Below are 20,795 nucleotides of genomic sequence, written 5' to 3'. Positions count from 1 at the left end.
ATCGGCGTCACGCCCGCCTTCTGCGCCGAATGGAAGAAGTCGTACGCACCGTGCAGATTGCCGTGGTCGGACATCGCGATATGCGTCATGCCCATTTCATTCGCCGCGTTGAACATGTCCTTCAGCCGGGCGGCACCGTCGAGCAGCGAGTACTGAGTGTGCACGTGCAGGTGCGTGAAGGGCGGCTTGGTCACGGCGGAAGGCCTCCGGAGAACGCTGGGCGACAGGCTGCGGACAGTCTGGGGGGACAGCGTGGAAGTCTAATCCGGAGCACTGACAGTCGGCGGGCACTCGGGAGTACGGTCGAGCGTTGGAAGGGGCGGAACATCTGTCCCACGGTGGCGGCCCGCCCGTCCCCCATGTCACGCACCACCCTGCACCAGGAGGCACCCAGCGATGTCGGTCCCGCAGCCCACGGCTGAGCAGCGCGGCGAGCAGATCCTCGCCGTCTTCGACACCGCGTTCGGCGAGCTGCTTGCCGCGGACCCCGCCGCGTTCCGGGTGAAGTTCCGGAAGATGGCCTCCTCCGCCTTCGCGTTCTACCGCGGCACGGCCTGCCTCTTCTACGCCGACCAGGAGCGCGAGCAGCACGGCGGCCCTTACCTGGACGACCGCACCGGCCGCGTGTGGATCCACGGCGACCTGCACGCCGAGAACTTCGGCACGTACATGGACGCCCAGGGCCGCCTGATCTTCAACGTGAACGACTTCGACGAGGCGTACGTCGGCCCCTTCACCTGGGACCTCAAGCGCTTCGCCGCTTCCGTGGCCCTGATCGGCTACACGAAGGCGCTCAGCGACGAGCAGATCACCGACCTCGTGCGGATCTACGCCGCGGCCTACCGCGAGCGGATCCACGACCTGGCGACGGGCGCCAAGAGCGACGAGGTGCCGCCCTTCACGCTGGACACCGCCCAGGGCCCGCTCCTGGACGCGCTGCGCGACGCCCGCTCCCTGACCCGCTTCTCCCTGCTCGACTCGATGACGGAGATCCGCGACTTCGAGCGCCGCTTCGCGCCGGGCGGCGGCTCCATCGAGCTCGACGCCGCCACGCGCTACAAGGTCCTCGCGGCCTTCGACGGCTATCTGGAGACGCTCCCGGAGTCCTCGCTCACCCGCCCCGACTCGTACCGCGTGAAGGACGTCGTCGGCCGCCGCGGCATCGGCATCGGCTCCGCGGGCCTGCCCTCGTACAACATCCTCCTCGAGGGCAACAGCGACGCCCTGGAGAACGACGTCGTGATCTACCTCAAGCAGGCCCAGACCCCGGCCGTCTCGCGCCACATCACGGACCCGGCGATCCGCGGCTACTTCCAGCACGAGGGGCACCGCACGGTCATCTCGCAGCGCGCCCTCCAGGCGCACGCCGACCCGTGGCTCGGCTGGACCGAGCTGGACGGCGCCGGCCAGCTGGTCGCCGAGGTCTCGCCGTACGCGGTGGACCTGGACTGGTCCGACATCGACGACCTGGAGGAGATCTCCTCGGTCGTCGCCGACCTGGGCCGCGCCACGGCCACGATGCACGCCGCGGCGGACGACGAGAGCGGTCACTCGGACCTGGTGCCGTTCTCCACGGAGCGCGCCATCGACGCGGCCATCGCGGCCGACGAGGGCGGCTTCGCGGACCTGCTCGTGGACTTCGCGCACGCGTACGGCGCACGCGCGCGTGCGGACCACCAGATCTTCGTCGACCTGTTCCGCAACGGCCGGATTCCAGGTCTGTAGGCATCCACAGGCCAATGTGGAACTCTTGGGCACCCTTTTGGGACCTCCCACAGGAACGCATGGCACACTCCTCCGCGATGGACATATCAGGGACCCAGCTCAGAGCCGTGCGCGCGGCGCTGTTCACGGCGATCGTCGTGACGCTCTCCGCCGCGTCGCACGTGCTGCTGTCCCGCGTCCCCCTGCCGCTGACCACGGTCGCGGCGATCGCCGCCGCCGTCTTCGTCATCGCGTACGTCCTGGCGGGACGCGAGCGGGGCTACGGCCGGATCGCGGCCCTGCTGATCCCGCTCGAGCTGGCCGCCGACACGGTGTTCACCGCGGGCCAGCACGTCTGTTACGGCGAGGCGGGCGGCCCGGTCGCGGGTCCACTGCGCTCGGTCGGCTTCGACGTGCTGTGCGGCGGGGCGCCCATCGGGACCCCACTGGCCCGGATGACGGCCGAGGGGCACGGCGGCGCCGCGGCGCTGCTCGCCGAGGCCGACCCGGGCGCCGCCTGGCTGCTGCTCGGCGCGCACGTCGGCGTGGGCCTGTTCGCCGCGGCCTGGCTCCGGCGCGGCGAGCGTGCCCTGGGGCAGCTCCTTCGCGCGGTCGCCGCCGCCACGTTCCGGCCGCTGCTGATCGCGGTCGCCGCCGTGACGACGTCCCGCATGCCCGTACGCCGCGCCCCGCGTCCCGCACGCCGGGTGCGGACGGCGCGCACGCGACTGCTCGTGCACTTCGTGGGGCGGCGTGGACCGCCGTGCTCGGCCGCCTTCGCCTGAGCACGGCCCCCCACGCAGTCACCCACACGGAGAAACCATCATGAGCAAGCGCAACAGCCAGGCCGCCAAGTCCGCCGCCCGCGAGCGGATCCGCGCACAGCAGGAAGCCGAGCGGAAGCGGGAGAAGCGGAAGCGCGCCGCGATCGTCGGCGTCTCGATCGTCGGCGTCCTCGCGATAGCCGGCGGCGTCGGCTACGCCGTCATGCAGTCCAACAAGCCCGGCTACTGGGACGCCGCCAAGGACGACAAGCTGGTCAAGCCCGCGAACACCACGGGCAAGAACGGCACGACCGTCGTCATCGGCAAGGACTCCGCGAAGAAGACCCTCAAGGTCTACGAGGACCCGCGCTGCCCGATCTGCGCCAGCTTCGAGCAGACGGTCGGCCCGACGGTCGAGAAGGACCTGAAGGACGGCAAGTACAAGGTCCAGTTCATCGGCGCCACCTTCCTCGACCGGAACATCCCGGGCGAGGGCTCCCGCAACGCGCTCAGCGCGATGGGTGCGGCTCTGAACGTCAGCGACGACGCGTTCCTCGAGTACAAGAAGGTGCTGTTCTCCGCCAAGTTCCACCCCTCGGAGCAGGAGGACAAGTTCAAGGACGACTCCTACCTCCTCAAGGCCGCCAACGAGGTGCCCGAGCTGAAGAAGAGCGCGTCCTTCAAGAAGGACGTCAAGGGCGGGACCTACGACCGGTGGGCCCTGGAGATGTCGAAGACGTTCGACGAGAACAAGGACGGCGTCGAGGGCACCCCCTCCTTCGTCATGGACGGCAAGCAGCTGACCGGTCCCGGCTCCAAGAACGCGCCCAGCACGGTCGAGGACTACAAGACCGCGATCGACAAGGCCCTCAAGGGCTGAGCCGGGCCGACCCGGACGTATCGGATACGACGGGCTGAACTGACGCACAACACCGCGCGCTGACAAGGCGCGTGGCAAAAGAGCGGGCGAACTCCTGGAGTTGGCCCGCTCTTTGCGATTACCGCTCAGTAAGGTGATCGCCCGTGACCAGTCGAAATGATGTTCAGTCGTCGCTCGATGCCCAGCCGCTCAACTCCCAGGAGCTCGACGCCAAGAAGCTCGGCTTCCGCGCCCCGCGCCGCCGTACCGTCGTCAAGGCCGCGGCCGCCACCGCCGCCTTCGCCGCCCCGCTCGCTTCGCTCCCGGCACACGCCGCGGAGAGACCAGCCTTCCACCACGGAGTCGCCTCGGGGGACCCACTGCCGGACGGCGTCCTGCTGTGGACCCGCGTGACACCCACACCGGACGCCGTGCCGGGCTCGGGCAAGGGGCCCGACACCGAGGTGCGTTGGGAGATAGCCGAGGACAAGGGCTTCACCCGGGTCGTCGGCCACGGCAGCACCACCGCACGGGCGGCATCGGACCACACGGTCAAGGCCGACGTAAGGGGCTTGCGCCCGGCGACCACCTATTACTTCCGCTTCTCCGTGGAAGACGGCTCCGCGGACGGCTCCCCGGTGCACTCCCCCGTGGGCCGCACCCGCACCACCCCCGCGCACGACGCGTCCGCGCACGGCGTCCGCTTCGGCGTCGTCTCCTGCGCCAACTGGGAGTCGGGCTACTTCTCCGCGTACCGCCATCTCGCTGCCCGCACCGAACTCGACGCGGTCCTGCACCTCGGGGACTACATCTACGAGTACCCGACCGGCGAGTACCCCGCCGCGAAGTACGTCGTACGCGAGCACGAGCCGAAGCACGAGATCCTCACGCTCGCCGACTACCGCAAGCGGCACGGCGTCCACAAGACCGACGCCGACGCGCGGGCCATGCACGCCACGCACCCGGTCGTCGCGATCTGGGACGACCACGAGTTCGCCGACAACACCTGGTCGGGCGGCGCGGGGAACCACACCCCCGGGACCGAGGGCGACTGGTCGCGGCGCGTGGCGGCGGCCAAACAGGCCTACTTCGAGTGGATGCCCGTGCGCCCCTCCACCGAGGGCACCGTCTACCGCCGCGTCCGCTACGGCAAGTTGGCCGACCTGCACCTGCTCGACCTGCGCTCCTTCCGCTCCGAGCAGGTCGGCTTCGGCAGCGGTGACGTCGACGACCCGGACCGCACGATCACGGGCCGCGCCCAGCTCGACTGGCTGAAGTCGGGCCTCGCCTCCTCGGACGCGGCGTGGAAACTGGTCGGCACCTCGGTGATGATCTCGCCGGTCGCCTTCGGCTCCCTGCCGGCCCATCTCCTGAAGCCTCTCGCGGAGTTGCTCGGCCTGCCCAAGGAGGGCCTGGCCATCAACGCCGACCAGTGGGACGGCTACACGGACGACCGCAAGGAGCTCATATCCCACCTGCGCGACAACAACATCCGCAACACCGTCTTCCTGACCGGCGACATCCACATGGCCTGGGCGAACGACGTGCCGGTCAAGGCGGCCACGTACCCCGTGTCCGCGTCGGCCGCGACGGAGTTCGTGGTCACCTCGGTGACCTCCGACAACGTCGACGACATGCTCCACGTCGCCCCGCACACGCTCTCCCTCGTGGCCGCGGGCGCCATCAAGGCGGCCAACCGCCATGTGAAATGGCTGGACATGGACTCGCACGGCTACGGCGTCCTGGACGTCACCGCCGAGCGCTCGCAGATGGACTACTACGTCGTCTCCGACCGGACCGACCCCGAGGCGACCTCGTCCTGGGCCCGTTCGTACCGCACGCTCAGCGGCACCCAGAAGGTCGAGCGGGTGCACGCACCCGTGCGCTGACCGAGCGCGTACGCACTGTCACACCCGCCCTCTACGCTTGTCCCATGAGCGGCCCGGGGGATGTGGTGGACGGACGCTTCGAGTTGCTCGAGCGGCTCGGCAGCGGCGGCATGGGCACGGTGTGGCGGGCCCGCGACACCGTGCTCCACCGCGAAGTGGCCCTCAAGGAGGTCAGGTCGGCCGGCCCCGATCCGGCCGCCGAGGACTCCGCGGTCCTGCGCGAGAGGGTGCTGCGCGAGGCCCGCGCCCTTGCCCGGCTCAACCACCCCCATGTGGTGACGATCCACCAGATCATCGACACGGCCGCGGACTCCCACCCCTGGCTGGTGATGGAGCTGCTGCCGGGCCGCACCCTCCAGGACCTCCTGGAGGAGCGCACCCTGCCGCCCCAGGAAGCGGCCCGCATCGGCCGTGAGCTGCTCTCGGCCCTGCGCGTCGCACACGCCGCCGGCATCCTGCACCGCGACATCAAACCGGCCAACGTCCTGCTGCGGGGCCCCGAGGACGCTCCCTCCGTGGTCCTCACCGACTTCGGCATCGCCTCCCTGAGCGGCGCCACCCGCCTCACCGCCACCGGCGACCTCATCGGCTCGCCGGAGTACATCGCGCCCGAGCGCATCCGCGGCACCGGAGAGGGCCCCGCGGCCGACCTGTGGTCGCTCGGCCTGGTCCTGTACGTCGCGGTGGAAGGCGTCAGTCCGCTGCGCCGCGCCACGACCCTGGCCACCCTCGCGGCGGTCCTCGACGACCCGCTGCCGCCTCCGGTGCGCTCGGGCCCGCTCGCGCCGGTCCTCGCCGCGCTCCTGGTGCGGGACCCGGCGCTGCGCCCGGACGCCGACCGGCTCGACGCGATGCTCGCTGCCGTGGCCCAGGGCATCGCCCGGCAGCCGACCGAGACCGCGGAGCGCCCGGCGGTCACGGTGGGGCCGCCGCCACCCTCACCTCCCCCGTCTCCCGAGCCCCGTAGACGTATGCCCGTGGTCGCCGCGGCGGTGGCCGTGGCCCTCGCGCTGGTGGCGGGCGCGGCGCTGGTGTTCGCCCTGCGGGACGGTTCGGGGACGGAAGGCAAGGGCGGGGAGAAGGGGAGCACTGAAGCGGATTCCGTGCCCGCGTCCGCGAGTCGTACGTCTCCGGAGAAGCCGTCGAAGAGCCCCGAGACCTCCGCCACGACGACACCCGCCAAGAGCACGTCCCCGACGTCGCCCACCCCCACCGAGCCGCCCGCTTCGGGCACGTGGATCGCCCAGCTCTTCTCCGAGCCGGACACCTCGGGCACCGCCACCCGCGACCGCCGCCTCGCGGCCGTGCGCAAGGACGTGCCGGAGGCCCGGTACCTGCACAGCGACGACTACGCCTCACTGCGCCCCGGCTTCTGGGTGATCTACGCCCCCGGGCCCTTCGCGGACGGCCGCGCGGCCCTGCGCTTCTGCGCCGAGCGCGGCAGGACCACCGGAAACACCTGCGTCGGGCGCTATCTCAGCCGCGACAGCGCGGACTACTCCCTGCAGTGCAAACCGCCCGCGAGCAACCCGGTGGGCAGGTGCACGCGCGCGTAGAGGCCCAAGCCCTCACATCGCTCAGAGCCCTCGAAGCTCCCAGAGTCCTCAGAGTCCTCGGAGCCCTCAGAGCGTCTCCAGGAAGCCGAGCGCCGTGCGCCACGTCGCCTCCGCCGCCTCCTCGTCGTAGTCGTCGAGGTCCGGGTCGGTGTAGAGGTGCCCGGCGCCCGCGTAGCGATAGACCTCCACGTCGGCCCCGGCCCGCCCCATCCGGAGGTACCAGGCACTCAGCCAGTCGTCGGGCTCGAACGGGTCGGGCTCGGCGACGTGCAGTTGCACCGGCAGCTCGTCCACGGACGCGTTCTCCGCGATGTCGGACGTGCCGTGCAGGAGCAGCAGGCCGCGCGCCTTCTCGTCGCCGAGGGCGAGGGTCTGCGCGGTCGCGGCACCGAGCGAGAAGCCGGCGTACACGAGTCCCCGCTCGGAGTAGGGGGCGGCGGCGAGGATCGCCCGCTTCAGGAGCTCGTCCTTGCCGAGCTCGCTCTGAAAGGCCCTGCCCTCCTCGACGTCGTCGAAGACGCGGCCCTCGAAGAGGTCGGGGGTCCACACCTCGTGCCCCGCGGCACGGAGCCGGTCGGCCGCCGCGTGCACCGCGGGCCGCAGACCGTACGTCGAATGGAAAAGCACGATGTTCATGGGGCCATCGTGCCATCCGTCCCCTGACCCCTACCCTCGGAGGCATGGAGAACGTACTGCGTCCGTTGATCGTGGTCGGCGGCTCGGTCGTGCTCACGGTGGTCGTCGGCTGGCTGGTCGACGTGCTGTTGCGCCGGGCCGACGAACGGCACCGCGAGACCCCGCTGTGGGGGCTGCTGCGCCGCAGCCGCATCCCGCTGCAGGTCGTCCTGTGCACCGCCCTGCTGAGAGGCTCCTACCGCCAGACCAAGATATTCGAGGACCACCAGGCCGGCATCGGCCGCGCCCTCTCGCTCGTCCTCATCGGTTCCACCGCCTGGCTCGTCGTGCGGATCGCCGCGGCCGTCGTCGAGTCGTCGTACGCGCGCTATGCGGCCGCCCACCGCGACCCGGCCCGGGTCCGCAGGGTCCGTACGCAGGTGACACTCATCCAGCGGGTGGTCACCGCGATCGTCGGCGTGGTGGCAGTCGCCGCGATGCTCCTGACCTTCCCCGCGATGCAGGCCGCGGGGGCCTCGCTGCTCGCCTCCGCCGGCATCCTCGGCATCGTCGCCGGTGTCGCCGCCCAGTCCACCCTCGGCAACCTCTTCGCGGGCCTGCAGATCGCCTTCGGCGACATGGTGCGGCTCGGGGACACGGTGGTGGTGGACGGTGAGTGGGGCACCATCGACGAGATCACGCTCACCTTCCTGACCGTCCGCACCTGGGACGAGCGCCGGATCACGATGCCCGTCTCGTACTTCACGTCGAAGCCCTTCGAGAACTGGTCGCGGGGCGGCGCCCAGATGACCGGCACGGTCTTCTTCCAGCTGGACCACTCCGCGCCGATCGCGCAGATGCGCGACAAACTCCACGACATCCTGCGCGAGTGCGCCGCGTGGGACGGCAGGGACTGGGGCCTCGCGGTCACCGACACCACACCGACCACCATCCAGGTCCGCGCCCTGGTCACCGCGAAGGACGCGGACGACATCTGGACGGTGCGGGTCACGGTGCGCGAGCAGCTGGTCCGCTGGCTGGCCGAGCACCATCGATACGCGCTGCCGAAGGTCACCACGGCCGCGGCCGAGCCGATGTCCAACGGCCACCGCCCGCAGCCCGAGCCGTTCTCGCCGGACGTGCCGCGGACCGGCCGCGGCTGAGCCCGTTCCCCTCGACACTGCCCGTACCTCTCGACGCCGCCCGCCCCTCGACGCCGCCCACCCCCTCGACACCGACTACCTCAGACTGCGTACGTCGAGGTGGTGCAGGACCCGGTCGACGATCTCCGGATCGGCCCCGGGCTCGCTGCGCGCGGCGAGCACCTCGTGGCGGGCGGCCGACATCATCTCGCGCTGGATGCGCTGGACCGCCTTCAGCCGGTCGACGCGCTTGGCGTAGCGCTCGCGCCGCTCGTCGTCGACCAGGTCGGGGCTGATCCTCGCCCCGATGTCGAACGCGCCGCGCTGCAGCCGCTCGGCGACGTCCTCCGGGAGCTCCTCGACCTCCTCGATCTCCTTGAGGCGGCGCTTGGCGGCCTTGGCGGCGCGCAGCGCGAGTTCGCGCTCCAGCTCCCGCTCGGCGTCCGCGTCGGCGCGCACCCCGAGCTTCTTGACCAGCCAGGGCAGGGTGAGCCCCTGGGCGACGAGCGTCGCCATGATCACGCAGAACGCGATGAAGATGATCTCTTCGCGGGCCGGGAACGGCGACCCGTCGTCCGTCTTGAGCGGAATGGCGAGCGCGAGCGCCACGGACGCCACGCCCCGCATCCCCGACCACCACATGACGACGGTCTCGCGCCAGCTGGTCGGGATCTCCTCGTCGACGTCACGCCGCTTGTGCAGCCTCTTGGCGAGCCAGGTCGCGGGCAGCAGCCACAGCAGGCGTACGCCGACGACGACCGCGACGATCGCGGCGCCCCAGCCGAACATCTCCCACGCGCGGCCGCTCGCGATGCCGAAGACGTTGTGCAGTTCGAGACCGATGAGCCCGAACGCGATGCCGGTGACCAGGGTGTCGACGATCTGCCAGAAGGTCTGCCCGGTGATCCGCCCGAGCACGTCGTCGGCGTCCACGGCGTTCTCCGCGAGGTAGAGCGCGGTGGTGAGGACGGCGAGCACCCCGGAGCCGAGCAGCTCCTCGGCCAGCACATAGCTGACGAAGGGCACGAGCAGCGTCAGGCCGGTCTGCAGGGTGGCGTCGCCGAGCAGCCCCATGAGCTTGTTGGTGAGCCAGCCGAGCACGAGGCCGACGGCGACGGCGACCACGGCCGACAGCACCAACAGGCCCACGGCGGACGGCCACGAGAAGGTACCGCTCATCGCCGCCGCGATCGCCACGTGGTACAGCACGATCGCCGTGACGTCGTTGAAGAGCCCCTCGCCCTCCAGGATCGAGACGAGCCTGCGGGGCAGCCCGAGCGACCCGGCCACCGCGGTCGCGGCGACGGGGTCGGGCGGCGCGACGAGCGCTCCCAGCGCCACGGCCGCCGCGATCGGCAGCCCCGGCACGACGGCGTTGGCCACCGCGGCGACCGCCGCCGTCGTGACGAACACCAGGGCCACGGCGAGCAGGAAGATCGGTCGTACGTTGGCCGTGAACTGCCGCCAGGAGGTGCGCTGCACGGAGGCGTAGAGCAGCGGCGGCAGGACCAGCGGAAGGATGTAGTCCGGCGGGATCTCGACATTGGGCACGAACGGCAGCAGCGCCATGCCGATCCCCGCCAGCGTCATCAGGACCGGCGCGGGAAGCCCGAGCCGGTCCCCCAGGGGCACGGTGACCACGGCACCGAGCAACAAGATGAGCACCAGCGCCAGTTGATCCACGGTGCGCCCTCCGGACGGTCGAGACTCGGACGATCAAGACCTCAACCCTGCCACGCAATCACCGCGAACCGGACCAATGCCCTCCGTTCGGATTCGGCTCAGGGGGCGACATCCTCATAGCCACGCCCCACCTTGGCGCCGTTCAGATACGCCGTGGCCGCGCCCTTGACCCCGTCGGAGCGGTACACGCCCCACTTGTCGGTGACCCAGTCGGCCCGCAACGTGGCGGCCTTGTAGGTCGACGCCCCCTTCAGGTCCTGCCGGCGGCCGTCGTACCAGAACTGGACGGAACCCTTCGAGGGATCGTCGGACACCTTGATCCCGACGACGAAGTCGTGCCACTCCCCGGTCCGCAGCGGCGCGTTCCAGAGCTGGGTGGTCTTCAGGTCGGGGTCGGCGTACTCGAGGTCGACGGTGCCGTTGCCGCGCGCCCTGATCGACAGCGGCGGCGTCGACGCCCCGCTGCCGTAGTCCTTGAGCTGCCACAGGACGACCCAGTCGCCGGCACGCGTGGGCAGCGGCTCCCACATCGAACGCCACCCCACGTAGACGGTGTCGCCCTCCTCGAAGCGCAGCCGGGAACCGTCGGGCTTCTTGTGCCCGCGCACCTCCACGCGGACGCGCTCGTCGGGCGAGACCTTGTCACCCGAGGTGTGGAGCTCGTACGTCCTGCCGTACCGCCCCTTGGGGTCGTCGACGACGCCGATCGTGCCGGGCTTGGTCTCGGTGCCCTCGAAGACGGAGGTGCCCTTCGCGGGGTCGGCCTGCCACAGCACGGCTGCGGTCTCTCCCGCGGAGGCGTGCCAGGTCCCCGCGAGACCGAGCACTCCCACGGCGACCACCGCCGAAGCCATGCCCATGACAGTGCGATTCCTGCGGTGCTTCCGGGACGGTGCGCTACGCATGGCGAGCTCCGTGAGTGGGGGGTGGGGACGGCGCGAACCTAAGACCCCCCGCGGACCCCCGTCAAGACCGACTGGAAGGTTTCCTAACAGCCGACTGCGCAACACCCACTCATTGCCCAGCAGCCCAACTACTGCCCGACAGCCCACCTGCTGCCCGGCTGTCCTGCTGCCCGGCTAGCGCAGCGACTTCCGCATCGCCCGGTGCGGAATCCCCGCGTCCGGGAACTCGGGCCCGTACGCCTCGTACCCGAGGCGCTCGTAGAACCCGAGGGCGTGGGTCTGTGCGTGCAGGTCCACCGCCGTCAGGCCACGCGCGCGTGCCGCGTCCTCGATGGCCCCGACCAGGGAGGCGCCCACGCCGAGCCCGCGCGCGGCCCGCGTCACCGCGAGCCGGCCGAGCGCGCCGATGCCGGACTCCCCGCCGTTCTTGGCGGCCGCCGCGGCGCCGGTCAGGAGCCTGCCCGTGCCCAGCGGAACGCCGTCCTCACGCAGGGCGAGGACGTGCACCGCCCCGGCGTCGTACGTGTCGTACTCGAGGTCCTCCGGCACCTGCTGCTCGACCACGAAGACCTCCTTGCGGACCGCGAAGCAGGCCTCCAGGTCGTCCGGGTCGTCGGCGACCCGGACCGTCACACCGGTCACGAGCTCTCCGCCCGCACCCGGTCGAGCGCCTGCTGCAGGTCGTCGGGGTACTGGCTCTCGAACTCCACCCACTGGCCGTCGCCGGGGTGCTCGAAGCCGAGCCGGACGGCGTGCAGCCACTGGCGCGTGAGGCCGAGGCGCTTGGCGAGCGTCGGGTCCGCGCCGTACGTCAGGTCGCCCACGCACGGGTGTCGATGTGCCGACATGTGGACGCGGATCTGGTGCGTGCGCCCCGTCTCCAGCTTGATGTCGAGCAGGGAGGCCGCGCGGAAGGCCTCGATGAGGTCGTAGTGCGTCACGGAGGGCTTGCCCTCGGCCGTGACCGCCCACTTGTAGTCGTGGTTCGGGTGGCGGCCGATGGGGGCGTCGATGGTGCCGCTCATCGGGTCGGGGTGGCCCTGCACCAGCGCGTTGTAGCGCTTGTCGACCGTGCGCTCCTTGAACTGGCGCTTCAGCGAGGTGTACGCGCGCTCCGACTTGGCGACCACCATCAGGCCGGACGTGCCGACGTCCAGGCGGTGCACGATGCCCTGGCGCTCGGCGGCGCCGGAGGTGGAGATGCGGTACCCGGCAGCCGCGAGGCCGCCGATCACGGTGGTCCCGGTCCACCCCGGGCTGGGGTGCGCGGCCACGCCGACCGGCTTGACGATCACGACGATGTCGTCGTCGTCATGCACGATCTCCATGCCCTCGACGGGCTCCGCGACGATCTGCACCGGAGCGGGCGCCTGCGGCATCTCCACTTCCAGCCAGGCGCCGCCGTGCACCCGCTCGGACTTGCCGACCACCGAGCCGTCGACCGTGACCTTCCCCGCCGCGGCGAGCTCGGCGGCCTTCGTACGGGAGAACCCGAACATGCGCGAGATGGCGGCGTCGACGCGCTCGCCCTCCAGGCCGTCCGGCACGGGCAGGGTACGGATCTCGGGAATCGTGCTCACCCATTGAGTATGCAGGAGCCCACCGACACTCCCGCACCGCAGGCTCCCGCCGAGGGCTCCCGGCCCCCGGCGGCCGAGGCCTCAGTCCTTGTGGACGGTGCCGTCCGGGTCCAGGCCGCGGAAGGACAGCAGCACGATCAGGATGCCGCCGCAGACGATCGCCGAGTCCGCGAGATTGAAGACCGCGAAGCCCTTGGGGGCGATGAAGTCGACCACCGCGCCCTCGAAGACGCCGGGCGCGCGGAACAGCCGGTCGGTGAGGTTGCCCAGCGCCCCGCCGAGCAGCATGCCGAGCGCGATGGCCCAGGGCAGGCTGTAGAGCTTGCGCGCGAGCCGTGCGATCACCACGATGACCGCAGCCGCGATGCAGGTGAAGATCACGGTGAAGGCCTCGCCGAAGCCGAAGGCCGCGCCCGCGTTCCGGATGGCCGAGAGGCGGAGCCAGTCGCCGATGAGGTCGATCGGCTCGTGGTGCTCCAGCTTGGCGACCACGATCATCTTGCTGATCAGGTCGAGGGCGTACGCGAAGGCGGCCACCGCGAACAGCACGGCGATCTTGCGCTTGCCCTTGGGCTTCTCCCCGTCCTCGTCCTCGCCCCCGGCCTCGGCAGGCTCGGCGGCCGCGGTCCCGGCCTCGGCGGACTGCTCCGCCGAGGCGTCCCCGGACTTGTCCGCCGCCGCGCCGCCGGACTTCTCCGCCGTGGCGTCGCCGGACGCGGACGCGTCCGCCGCCGTCTCGTCGCGAGCCGAGTCGGACTGCTCCGGCTCGGCCCCAGCCGCCTCAGGGATGTCCGGCGTACCGATGATGCGCTCCGCCTCTGCCACGTGAGTCCCTCAACCTAGGTACCTGACTGGGGACGAGCGTACGGCACACACGTACGGACCCAGGCGCCCAGGCCGCGCTCAGTAGCGCCGTTCCTGCTTCTGCTTGCACTCCACGCACAGCGTCGCGCGCGGGAAGGCCTGCATCCGCGCCTTGCCGATGGGATTGCCGCAGTTCTCGCAGAGTCCGTACGTCCCCGCGTCGAGGCGCTCGAGGGCGCGCTCGGTCTGCACGAGCATCTCGCGAGCGTTGGCGGCGAGCGCCATCTCGTGCTCCCGCGTGATGTTCTTCGTGCCGGTGTCCGCGTCGTCGTCGCCCGCCCCGTCACCGGAGTCCCGCATCAGGCCCGCCAGGGACTCCTCGGAGGACGCGATCTCGCTGCTCAGCCGCAGCGCCTCGCTCTGGAGCTCCGCACGGGCCTCCGCGACCTCCTCCGGAGTCCAGGGATCCTCGCCGGGCCGTACCGCGAGCTCGCCGGGCTCCACCGCGGCGGCACGCGCCTTGGGCACCGCCGTCGGCTTCTTCGCTGCCGTCGCCGTGCCCGGAGTCTTCTTCGCAACCACCGTCGTGGCTCCCGTCGTCTCCGCGGCCTCAGCCGCATCCTCGGCCGCGGACGCGACCGTCTTCTTGGCCGTGCTCTTCTTGGCCGTGCTCTTTGTCGCGGTGCTCTTCTTGGCGGCCGCCTTCTTCGCGGGGGCGGCCTTCTTGGCAGCGCTCTCAGAGGCCGTGTCGGCCCCTGCGTCCTGAGCGACCGCCTCCTTGTCCGCCGTCTTCTTGGCGACGGTCTTCTTGGCCACCGCCTTCTTGGCGGCGGTCTTCTTCGCGGTGCCCTCCGTAGAGGCTGCCTCCGTAGACGCCGTCTTCGTAGACGCTGCCTCCGTAGACGCCGTCTTCGTCGCCGCTGCCTTCGCAGCCGTGGCCTTCTTGGCCACCGTCTTCTTGGCCACCGCCTTCTTCGCGGTGCTCTTCGTGGCCGCGGTCTTCTTCGCCGCGGCCTTGGACGCCCCCGGCTCCACCTCCCCCGATGACGACGCCTTGGCCCCGTGCGCGCTCTTCTTGCCGTTCACGTCCTTGGCCGTCCCCGCGGCCGCGCCTGTGGATCTGCCGGACGCCGACTGCTGTACGGCGGTCTTCTTCGCCACCATGGCCGCGGCCCCTTCACATATTGTGATCTTGCTCGCGAATCGTGCTGGGACGATAAATCGACTCCAGGCTCGCGGCAACGGGGCACGCCGCCCGATTCGCCCGCCCCGCGGGTGCCGCGCGGCGAGTCTGCATGCGTTGTGCCCAACTCCCTGCCGGGTAATCCGCCGTCCGACACGCGCCCGAATCCGCCCGGACCCCATGTCGCCATTCGGGTCAGTCCGCGCCCCCGGCCCCACGCCCCGCACGGCCGCCGGAAAACCGGTCGGCCGCCCTTCCCCGGGCGCCGTACACTGGGCCACAGCGAAAAGCGTGGATGGGGACGAGTAGCGGCGTACGCAGCCATGAGCGACCCGGGGACGGTGTGAGCCCGGGGGCCAGCGCGACGTGAAGATCACCCCGGAGCCGCCGGAAGAAAGCCGAGGCCACGAGCCCAGGCGAGTAGACCCGGTTTCGCGACCCCAATGAGGGGGCTCACCGGCACAGACCCCGTTCCGGAGAGCCAAGGAGGGTGGTACCGCGGGAGCGCGCCCCAGCACGGCGCGATCGGCTCTCGTCCCTCCGACGGAAGGCAGCACATCCGTTGGAGGAGCTCGTTGATGACGCCGCCGCAGTACCGCCAGGTGCCCGCCCAGGTCGACCTGCCCGCCCTCGAGCACGCCGTGCTCGAATTCTGGGACGAGCAGAAGATCTTCGCCAAGAGCCTCGAGCAGTCCGAGGGTCGCCCCGAATGGGTGTTCTATGAGGGCCCGCCGACCGCCAACGGCATGCCCGGCGCCCACCACATCGAGGCCCGCGTCTTCAAGGACGTCTTCCCGCGCTTCCGCACCATGCGCGGCTACCACGTGGCCCGCAAGGCCGGCTGGGACTGCCACGGCCTCCCGGTGGAGCTCGCCGTCGAGAAGGAACTCGGGTTCAACGGCAAGAAGGACATCGAGGCGTACGGCATCGCCGACTTCAACGCCAAGTGCCGCGAGTCCGTGACCCGGCACACCGACGCCTTCGCCGCGCTCACGACCCGCATGGGCTACTGGGTCGACCTCGACGACGCGTACCGCACGATGAACCCGGAGTACGTCGAGTCGGTCTGGTGGTCCCTGAAGGAGATCTTCAAGAAGGGCCTCCTCGTCCAGGACCACCGCGTCGCGCCCTGGTGCCCGCGCTGTGGCACGGGCCTGTCCGACCACGAGCTCGCGCAGGGCTACGAGACGGTCGTCGACCCGTCCGTGTACGTCCGTTTCCCCCTCACCTCCGGTCCGCTCGCGGGCGAGGCCGCCCTCCTGGTCTGGACGACGACCCCCTGGACGCTGGTCTCCAACACGGCCGTCGCCGCGCACCCCGACGTCACGTACGTCGTCGCGACGAACGGCGAGGAGAAGCTCGTCGTCGCCCAGCCGCTCGTGGAGAAGGCCCTCGGCGAGGAGTGGGAGACGACCGGCGAGACCTTCACCGGCGCCGACATGGAGCGCTGGACCTACCAACGCCCCTTCGAACTGGTGGAGTTCCCGGCTCCGGCCCACTTCGTGGTCAACGCCGACTACGTCACCACGGAGGACGGCACCGGTCTGGTCCACCAGTCCCCCGCCTTCGGTGAGGACGACCTCAAGGTCTGCCGCTCCTACGGCCTCCCGGTCGTGAACCCGGTCCGTCCCGACGGCACCTTCGAAGAGGACGTACCGCTGGTGGGCGGTGTCTTCTTCAAGAAGGCGGACGAACAGCTGACCGAGGACCTCAAGGACCGCGGTCTGCTCTTCCGCCACATCCCGTACGAGCACAGCTACCCGCACTGCTGGCGCTGCCACACGGCCCTCCTCTACTACGCGCAGCCGTCCTGGTACATCCGCACCACGGCCATCAAGGACCGCCTCCTCCAGGAGAACGAGAAGACCAACTGGTTCCCGGACTCGGTCAAGCACGGCCGCTTCGGCGACTGGCTGACCAACAACGTCGACTGGGCGCTGTCCCGCAACCGCTACTGGGGCACTCCGCTGCCCATCTGGCGCTGCGAGGAGAACCACCTCACCTGCGTCGGCTCGCGCGCGGAGCTCTCCGAGCTGTCCGGCGCCGACCAGTCGGCCCTGGACCCGCACCGCCCGTTCATCGACGACGTCACCTTCACCTGCACCCACGAGGGCTGCTCCCTCGAAGCGGTGCGCGTGCCCGAGGTCATCGACGCCTGGTACGACTCGGGCTCGATGCCGTTCGCGCAGTGGGGCTACCCGTACAAGAACAAGGAGCTCTTCGAGAGCCGCTACCCGGCGCAGTTCATCTCGGAGGCCATCGACCAGACCCGCGGCTGGTTCTACACGCTGATGGCCGTCGGCACCCTGGTCTTCGACAAGTCGTCCTACGAGAACGTGGTCTGCCTCGGCCACATCCTCGCCGAGGACGGTCGCAAGATGTCCAAGCACCTGGGCAACACCCTCGACCCCATCCCGCTCATGGACCGCCACGGCGCCGACGCCGTGCGCTGGTTCATGGCGGCCGGCGGCTCCCCGTGGGCGGCACGCCGCGTGGGCCACGGCACCATCCAGGAAGTCGTCCGCAAGACCCTCCTCACGTACTGGAACACGGTCGCCTTCCAGGCCCTGTACGCCCGTACGTCGAAGTGGGCCCCCAGCGACGCCGACCCGGCGCCCGCCGACCGCCCGCTCCTGGACCGCTGGCTGCTCAGCGAGCTGCACGCACTCACCGACCAGGTCACCCAGGCCCTGGAGGGCTACGACACCCAGCGGGCCGGCAAGCTCCTGTCCGTCTTCGTCGACAACCTCTCCAACTGGTACGTACGCCGCTCCCGTCGCCGCTTCTGGCAGGGCGACAAGGCGGCCCTGCGCACCCTGCACGAGGTCGTCGAGACGGTCACGAAGCTGCTGGCCCCGCTGACGCCGTTCATCGCCGAGCGCGTCTGGCAGGACCTGGTCGTGCCGGTCACCCCGGACGCCCCGGAGTCGGTGCACCTCTCCTCCTGGCCCGAGGCGGACCTCTCCGCCATCGACCCGGAGCTGTCCAAGCAGATGGTGCTCGTACGCCGCCTCGTCGAGCTCGGCCGTGCCACGCGCGCGGAGTCGGGCGTCAAGACCCGCCAGCCGCTGTCCCGCGCGCTGATCGCGGCGACCGGCTTCGAGTCGCTCAACCCGGAGCTGCACACCCAGATCACCGAGGAGCTCAACGTCTCCTCGCTGGCCTCGCTCTCTGATTCCTCCGCTGGTCCAGCGGGCGGCGGCTCCCTGGTCGACACCACCGCCAAGGCCAACTTCCGGGCCCTGGGCAAGCGGTTCGGCAAGGGCGTCCAGGCGGTGGCCAAGGCCGTCGCCGAGGCGGACGCGGCCGCGCTGTCCCTGGCCCTGCGCGAGGGCACGGCCTTCGTCGAGGTCGACGGCGAGAAGGTGACGCTGGCCCCGGACGAGGTCATCATCACCGAGACCCCGCGCGAGGGCTGGTCGGTGGCGTCCGAGTCCGGCGCCACGGTCGCGCTCGACCTGGAGATCACCGAGGAGCTGCGCCGCGCGGGCCTGGCCCGTGACGCGATCCGCCTGATCCAGGAGGCCCGCAAGAACAGCGGCCTGGACGTCGCGGACCGGATCGCCCTGCACTGGACCTCCACGGACCCGGCGGTCGTGACGGCCCTGTCCGACCACTCCGAGCTCATCGCGGACGAGGTCCTCGCCACCGACTTCGCCCAGGGCGAGGCGGACGACACCTTCGGGCAGCCGTTCACCGACGACTCCCTGAAGCTGGAGTTCCGCCTCCGCAAGGCGTAAGGCGCAAGCAGTCGCACGAAGGCCCGGTCCCGCCAAAGATCTTGGCGGGACCGGGCCTTCGGCGTTGCGTCCCCACGTACAGATGAACGTTTCTGCAGCTGCCGCGCGCAAAAGGGCCGGGCCCCCAGAGACTCTCTGGGGGCCCGGCCCTGAACGCTGCCGACGCCTAAGGCGTGGTCACGCCCGTCAGTTGTCGTCCTCGTCGATGAGGAAGCCACGCATCGGCGACGGAGCCTGCTGCATCGGCGCGGGACCCTGCGGCCGCACCGGCGCCATCGGCTGGGTCATCGCCGGGGACATCTGCTGCTGGCCGCCGTAGGACGGACCGCCGGCGGGCTGGTTGTTGCCGCCCATCGACTGGTTGCCGCCGTAGGACGGGGCACCCGCACCTGCCGGAGCCATCGACGGCGCCGGGGACGGCGGCAGCGAGGCGGTGGCCGGGGTACGCGGCGGGGCCAGCGAGTCGTCGGCCTGGGTCTCCAGCTGACGCAGCTGCGACTCCAGGTAGGACTTCAGACGCGTGCGGTACTCGCGCTCGAAGCCGCGCAGGTCCTCGACCTTGCGCTCCAGCGTGGCGCGAGCGGACTCCAGGGAGCCCATCGCGACGCGGTGCTTCTCCTGCGCGTCCCGCTCCAGGGCGTCGGCCTTGGCACGGGCGTCACGCTCGAGGCCCTCGGCGCGCGAACGGGCCTCGCCGACAATCTTGTTGGCCTCGGAACGGGCCTCCGCGATCGCCTGGTCGGCGGTCTGCTGCGCAAGGGAGAGGACACGAGCGGCGCTGTCGCCGCCGGGGCCCTGACCGGGCTGCGGCATCTGCGGACCGTGGCCGCCCATGGGACCGCCCATGGGGCCACCCATCGGACCCTGGCCCATCGGGCCGGGGCCCTGCGGACCACCCTGCGGGCCGTGCCCACTGGGTCCCGCGGGCAGCTGCGGCGCACCGCCCGGCAGCTGCGGCGGGCCGCCCATCGGGCCGCCCATCTGCTGCTGCGGCGGGACCGGCTGCGGGCCCGATATTGCGGCAGGCACGGGGGCGCCGGGACCGCGCTGGTCCTGCGGCCCGTCGGGGCCCTTGCGCATTCCGCCCTGCTGCTGGTTCTGCGCGGCGGCACGGGTGGCCGCGGCGAGCTTGGCGCGCAGGTCCTCGTTCTCGCGGAGCAGGCGGGTCAGTTCGGCTTCGACCTCATCGAGGAAGGCATCGACCTCGTCCTCGTCATAGCCTTCTCGGAGGCGGACGGTCGTGAACTGCTTGTTCCGCACGTCCTCGGGGGTCAACGGCATCTCTTCACCTCAACGTAGTCGTCGGCATTCGGCAAGACCGTATCGTTCACACCAACACCGACCTCACAATGGTGATCAGGATGTAGACGATGATCATCAATACGAAGAAGGACAGGTCGAGCGCCACGCCCCCGAGACGCAGCGGCGGAATGAACCGCCGCAGAAGCTTGAGCGGTGGATCAGTGACAGTGTAGGTGGCCTCCAGAAGCACCACCATCGCCTTGCCGGGTTGCCATGAGCGGGCGAACTGGAAGACGTAGTCCATGACCAACCGGAAGATCAGCACGATGAGGAAACACATCAGCGCGATGTAGAGCACCTGTCCAACAACGCCCATCTCCGCGCTTCCCTCTCCCCTGTTACTCGTACTTCGTCGTTCCGATACTGCGGCTACAGCAACTACTGCGTCTACTGCGTCTCAGCTCTGGTTGAAGAACCCGCCCTCTGCGATGCGAGCCTTGTCCTCCGCCGTTACATCGACGTTAGCAGGCGACAACAGGAACACCTTCTGCGTCACGCGCTCAATGCTGCCATGCAGACCGAAGACCAGACCGGCGGCAAAGTCGACAAGTCGCTTCGCGTCCGTGTCGTCCATCTCGGTCAGATTCATGATCACCGGAGTGCCCTCGCGGAAGTGTTCCCCGATGGTACGGGCCTCGTTGTAGGTCCGGGGGTGCAATGTGGTGATGCGGTAGGGCTCCCGCTCGGACACGACCTTGGGCATGATCACCGGTGCGTTCTTCTCCAGGCTCTGACGTTCAGGTGTGATAGATGCCACGGGGGCGATTCGTGCCGGACGTCCGGATTCCGCGGCCAGCGAGGACGAATGGGCCGCCGGCTCGCGCTGGGCGGGCGGCTGCACCACTCGTACCGATTCGTCCCGTTGAGGCTGATGGGGCTGGTGCGACTGATGCGGCGGTTCGTGCCGCCTGCGGTCGCGCTCGGGCTCCGGCTCGGGTTCGAACTCGTCATCGGGGTCGAACCCCGGACCGTCGTACCCATCGTCCTCCACGAGGCCGAGGTAGACCGCCATCTTGCGCATCGCGCCGGCCATGCTCTGAGTCCTCCGCTCTGTGGTGGATCGGCTGTC

At 70.5% G+C, this 20,795-nt stretch carries 18 protein-coding genes; 7 read left to right on the top strand and 11 right to left on the bottom strand.

The window, feature by feature from the left end:
• On the bottom strand, positions 1–194 hold a 194-nt coding region (locus tag AB0B50_RS38395), incomplete at its 3' end, for a PHP domain-containing protein (RefSeq protein WP_362340677.1).
• A gap of 202 nt (positions 195–396) precedes the next feature.
• Here AB0B50_RS38395 and AB0B50_RS38390 point away from each other — a divergent pair.
• From AB0B50_RS38390 to AB0B50_RS38370, 5 genes are all read left to right on the top strand, one after another.
• Complete coding sequence (locus tag AB0B50_RS38390; protein ID WP_362340676.1) at positions 397–1,725, top strand: DUF2252 domain-containing protein; 1,329 nt, start codon at positions 397–399, stop codon at positions 1,723–1,725.
• A gap of 77 nt (positions 1,726–1,802) precedes the next feature.
• Entirely contained in the window at positions 1,803–2,489 is a 687-nt protein-coding gene (locus AB0B50_RS38385; RefSeq protein WP_362340695.1) for a hypothetical protein, read from the top strand.
• Between the two features lie 40 nt (positions 2,490–2,529).
• Positions 2,530–3,348 (top strand): thioredoxin domain-containing protein, encoded by an 819-nt coding sequence (locus tag AB0B50_RS38380; RefSeq protein WP_362340674.1) that lies wholly within the window; start codon positions 2,530–2,532, stop codon positions 3,346–3,348.
• 143 nt (positions 3,349–3,491) lie between these two features.
• Positions 3,492–5,216, top strand: a complete 1,725-nt coding sequence (locus AB0B50_RS38375; RefSeq protein ID WP_362340672.1) for an alkaline phosphatase D family protein — start codon at positions 3,492–3,494, stop codon at positions 5,214–5,216.
• A gap of 44 nt (positions 5,217–5,260) precedes the next feature.
• Positions 5,261–6,772 (top strand): serine/threonine-protein kinase, encoded by a 1,512-nt coding sequence (locus AB0B50_RS38370; protein ID WP_362340670.1) that lies wholly within the window; start codon positions 5,261–5,263, stop codon positions 6,770–6,772.
• A gap of 66 nt (positions 6,773–6,838) precedes the next feature.
• Here the strand turns inward: AB0B50_RS38370 and AB0B50_RS38365 are convergent, their stop codons facing one another.
• The gene (locus AB0B50_RS38365; protein ID WP_362340668.1) at positions 6,839–7,408 is read right to left on the bottom strand and encodes a dienelactone hydrolase family protein; all 570 of its coding nucleotides are present in this window, start codon (positions 7,406–7,408) and stop codon (positions 6,839–6,841) included.
• A 44-nt stretch (positions 7,409–7,452) separates the two neighbouring features.
• Here AB0B50_RS38365 and AB0B50_RS38360 point away from each other — a divergent pair, with 44 nt between their 5' ends.
• The gene (locus AB0B50_RS38360; protein WP_362340666.1) at positions 7,453–8,550 is read left to right on the top strand and encodes a mechanosensitive ion channel domain-containing protein; all 1,098 of its coding nucleotides are present in this window, start codon (positions 7,453–7,455) and stop codon (positions 8,548–8,550) included.
• Between the two features lie 75 nt (positions 8,551–8,625).
• On the opposite strand, the gene AB0B50_RS38355 is transcribed toward AB0B50_RS38360, so the two are convergent.
• The 6 genes from AB0B50_RS38355 to AB0B50_RS38330 form a co-directional block, all read right to left on the bottom strand.
• The gene (locus AB0B50_RS38355) at positions 8,626–10,212 is read right to left on the bottom strand and encodes a Na+/H+ antiporter (protein WP_362340664.1); all 1,587 of its coding nucleotides are present in this window, start codon (positions 10,210–10,212) and stop codon (positions 8,626–8,628) included.
• Positions 10,213–10,310: 98 nt separating this feature from the next.
• Positions 10,311–11,066 carry a heparin lyase I family protein gene (locus tag AB0B50_RS38350; RefSeq protein WP_362340662.1) on the bottom strand — a complete coding sequence of 252 codons (756 nt, stop codon included), beginning with the start codon at positions 11,064–11,066 and terminating at the stop codon, positions 10,311–10,313.
• Positions 11,067–11,291: 225 nt separating this feature from the next.
• Positions 11,292–11,759, bottom strand: coding sequence for a GNAT family N-acetyltransferase (locus AB0B50_RS38345; RefSeq protein ID WP_362340660.1), 468 nt, complete (start codon positions 11,757–11,759; stop codon positions 11,292–11,294).
• On the bottom strand, positions 11,756–12,697 hold the full coding sequence (locus AB0B50_RS38340; RefSeq protein WP_362340658.1) for an RluA family pseudouridine synthase: 942 nt from the start codon (positions 12,695–12,697) through the stop codon (positions 11,756–11,758). The genes AB0B50_RS38345 and AB0B50_RS38340 overlap by 4 nt, the downstream gene beginning before the upstream one ends.
• Positions 12,698–12,778: 81 nt before the next feature.
• On the bottom strand, positions 12,779–13,522 hold the full coding sequence (lspA, locus tag AB0B50_RS38335) for a signal peptidase II (protein WP_362340657.1): 744 nt from the start codon (positions 13,520–13,522) through the stop codon (positions 12,779–12,781).
• A gap of 78 nt (positions 13,523–13,600) precedes the next feature.
• Entirely contained in the window at positions 13,601–14,665 is a 1,065-nt protein-coding gene (locus AB0B50_RS38330; protein WP_362340656.1) for a TraR/DksA C4-type zinc finger protein, read from the bottom strand.
• Positions 14,666–15,262: 597 nt separating this feature from the next.
• Between AB0B50_RS38330 and ileS the strand changes: the two genes are divergently transcribed.
• Positions 15,263–18,424 carry an isoleucine--tRNA ligase gene (gene ileS, locus AB0B50_RS38325; RefSeq protein ID WP_362340654.1) on the top strand — a complete coding sequence of 1,054 codons (3,162 nt, stop codon included), beginning with the start codon at positions 15,263–15,265 and terminating at the stop codon, positions 18,422–18,424.
• A gap of 186 nt (positions 18,425–18,610) precedes the next feature.
• Here ileS and AB0B50_RS38320 read toward each other — a convergent pair whose 3' ends face one another.
• The 3 genes from AB0B50_RS38320 to sepF all read right to left on the bottom strand — a co-directional run bounded on the left by AB0B50_RS38320 (position 18,611) and on the right by sepF (position 20,759).
• Positions 18,611–19,705 (bottom strand): DivIVA domain-containing protein, encoded by a 1,095-nt coding sequence (locus AB0B50_RS38320; RefSeq protein ID WP_362340652.1) that lies wholly within the window; start codon positions 19,703–19,705, stop codon positions 18,611–18,613.
• A gap of 46 nt (positions 19,706–19,751) precedes the next feature.
• Positions 19,752–20,042 carry a YggT family protein gene (locus AB0B50_RS38315; protein WP_362340651.1) on the bottom strand — a complete coding sequence of 97 codons (291 nt, stop codon included), beginning with the start codon at positions 20,040–20,042 and terminating at the stop codon, positions 19,752–19,754.
• Between the two features lie 81 nt (positions 20,043–20,123).
• Positions 20,124–20,759, bottom strand: a complete 636-nt coding sequence (gene sepF, locus AB0B50_RS38310; protein WP_055699897.1) for a cell division protein SepF — start codon at positions 20,757–20,759, stop codon at positions 20,124–20,126.
• Positions 20,760–20,795: the final 36 nt, after the last annotated feature.

Origin of the sequence: Streptomyces sp. NPDC041068 (assembly GCF_040647455.1) — a bacterium.
In the GTDB taxonomy this organism is placed as follows: Bacteria; Actinomycetota; Actinomycetes; order Streptomycetales; family Streptomycetaceae; genus Streptomyces.
This window is presented reverse-complemented; position numbering and strand designations above follow the sequence as displayed.

What these genes read in the sequence shown, in the direction of transcription:
- AB0B50_RS38390 (WP_362340676.1), top strand. Translation starts at nt 397, where the DNA reads ATGTCGGTCCCGCAGCCCACGGCTGAGCAGCGCGGCGAGCAGATCCTC.
- AB0B50_RS38385 (WP_362340695.1), top strand. Translation starts at nt 1,803, where the DNA reads ATGGACATATCAGGGACCCAGCTCAGAGCCGTGCGCGCGGCGCTGTTC.
- AB0B50_RS38380 (WP_362340674.1), top strand. Translation starts at nt 2,530, where the DNA reads ATGAGCAAGCGCAACAGCCAGGCCGCCAAGTCCGCCGCCCGCGAGCGG.
- AB0B50_RS38370 (WP_362340670.1), top strand. Translation starts at nt 5,261, where the DNA reads ATGAGCGGCCCGGGGGATGTGGTGGACGGACGCTTCGAGTTGCTCGAG.
- AB0B50_RS38365 (WP_362340668.1), bottom strand. Translation starts at nt 7,408, where the DNA reads ATGAACATCGTGCTTTTCCATTCGACGTACGGTCTGCGGCCCGCGGTG.
- AB0B50_RS38360 (WP_362340666.1), top strand. Translation starts at nt 7,453, where the DNA reads ATGGAGAACGTACTGCGTCCGTTGATCGTGGTCGGCGGCTCGGTCGTG.
- AB0B50_RS38350 (WP_362340662.1), bottom strand. Translation starts at nt 11,066, where the DNA reads ATGGCTTCGGCGGTGGTCGCCGTGGGAGTGCTCGGTCTCGCGGGGACC.
- AB0B50_RS38330 (WP_362340656.1), bottom strand. Translation starts at nt 14,665, where the DNA reads ATGGTGGCGAAGAAGACCGCCGTACAGCAGTCGGCGTCCGGCAGATCC.
- ileS (WP_362340654.1), top strand. Translation starts at nt 15,263, where the DNA reads ATGACGCCGCCGCAGTACCGCCAGGTGCCCGCCCAGGTCGACCTGCCC.
- AB0B50_RS38320 (WP_362340652.1), bottom strand. Translation starts at nt 19,705, where the DNA reads ATGCCGTTGACCCCCGAGGACGTGCGGAACAAGCAGTTCACGACCGTC.
- AB0B50_RS38315 (WP_362340651.1), bottom strand. Translation starts at nt 20,042, where the DNA reads ATGGGCGTTGTTGGACAGGTGCTCTACATCGCGCTGATGTGTTTCCTC.
- sepF (WP_055699897.1), bottom strand. Translation starts at nt 20,759, where the DNA reads ATGGCCGGCGCGATGCGCAAGATGGCGGTCTACCTCGGCCTCGTGGAG.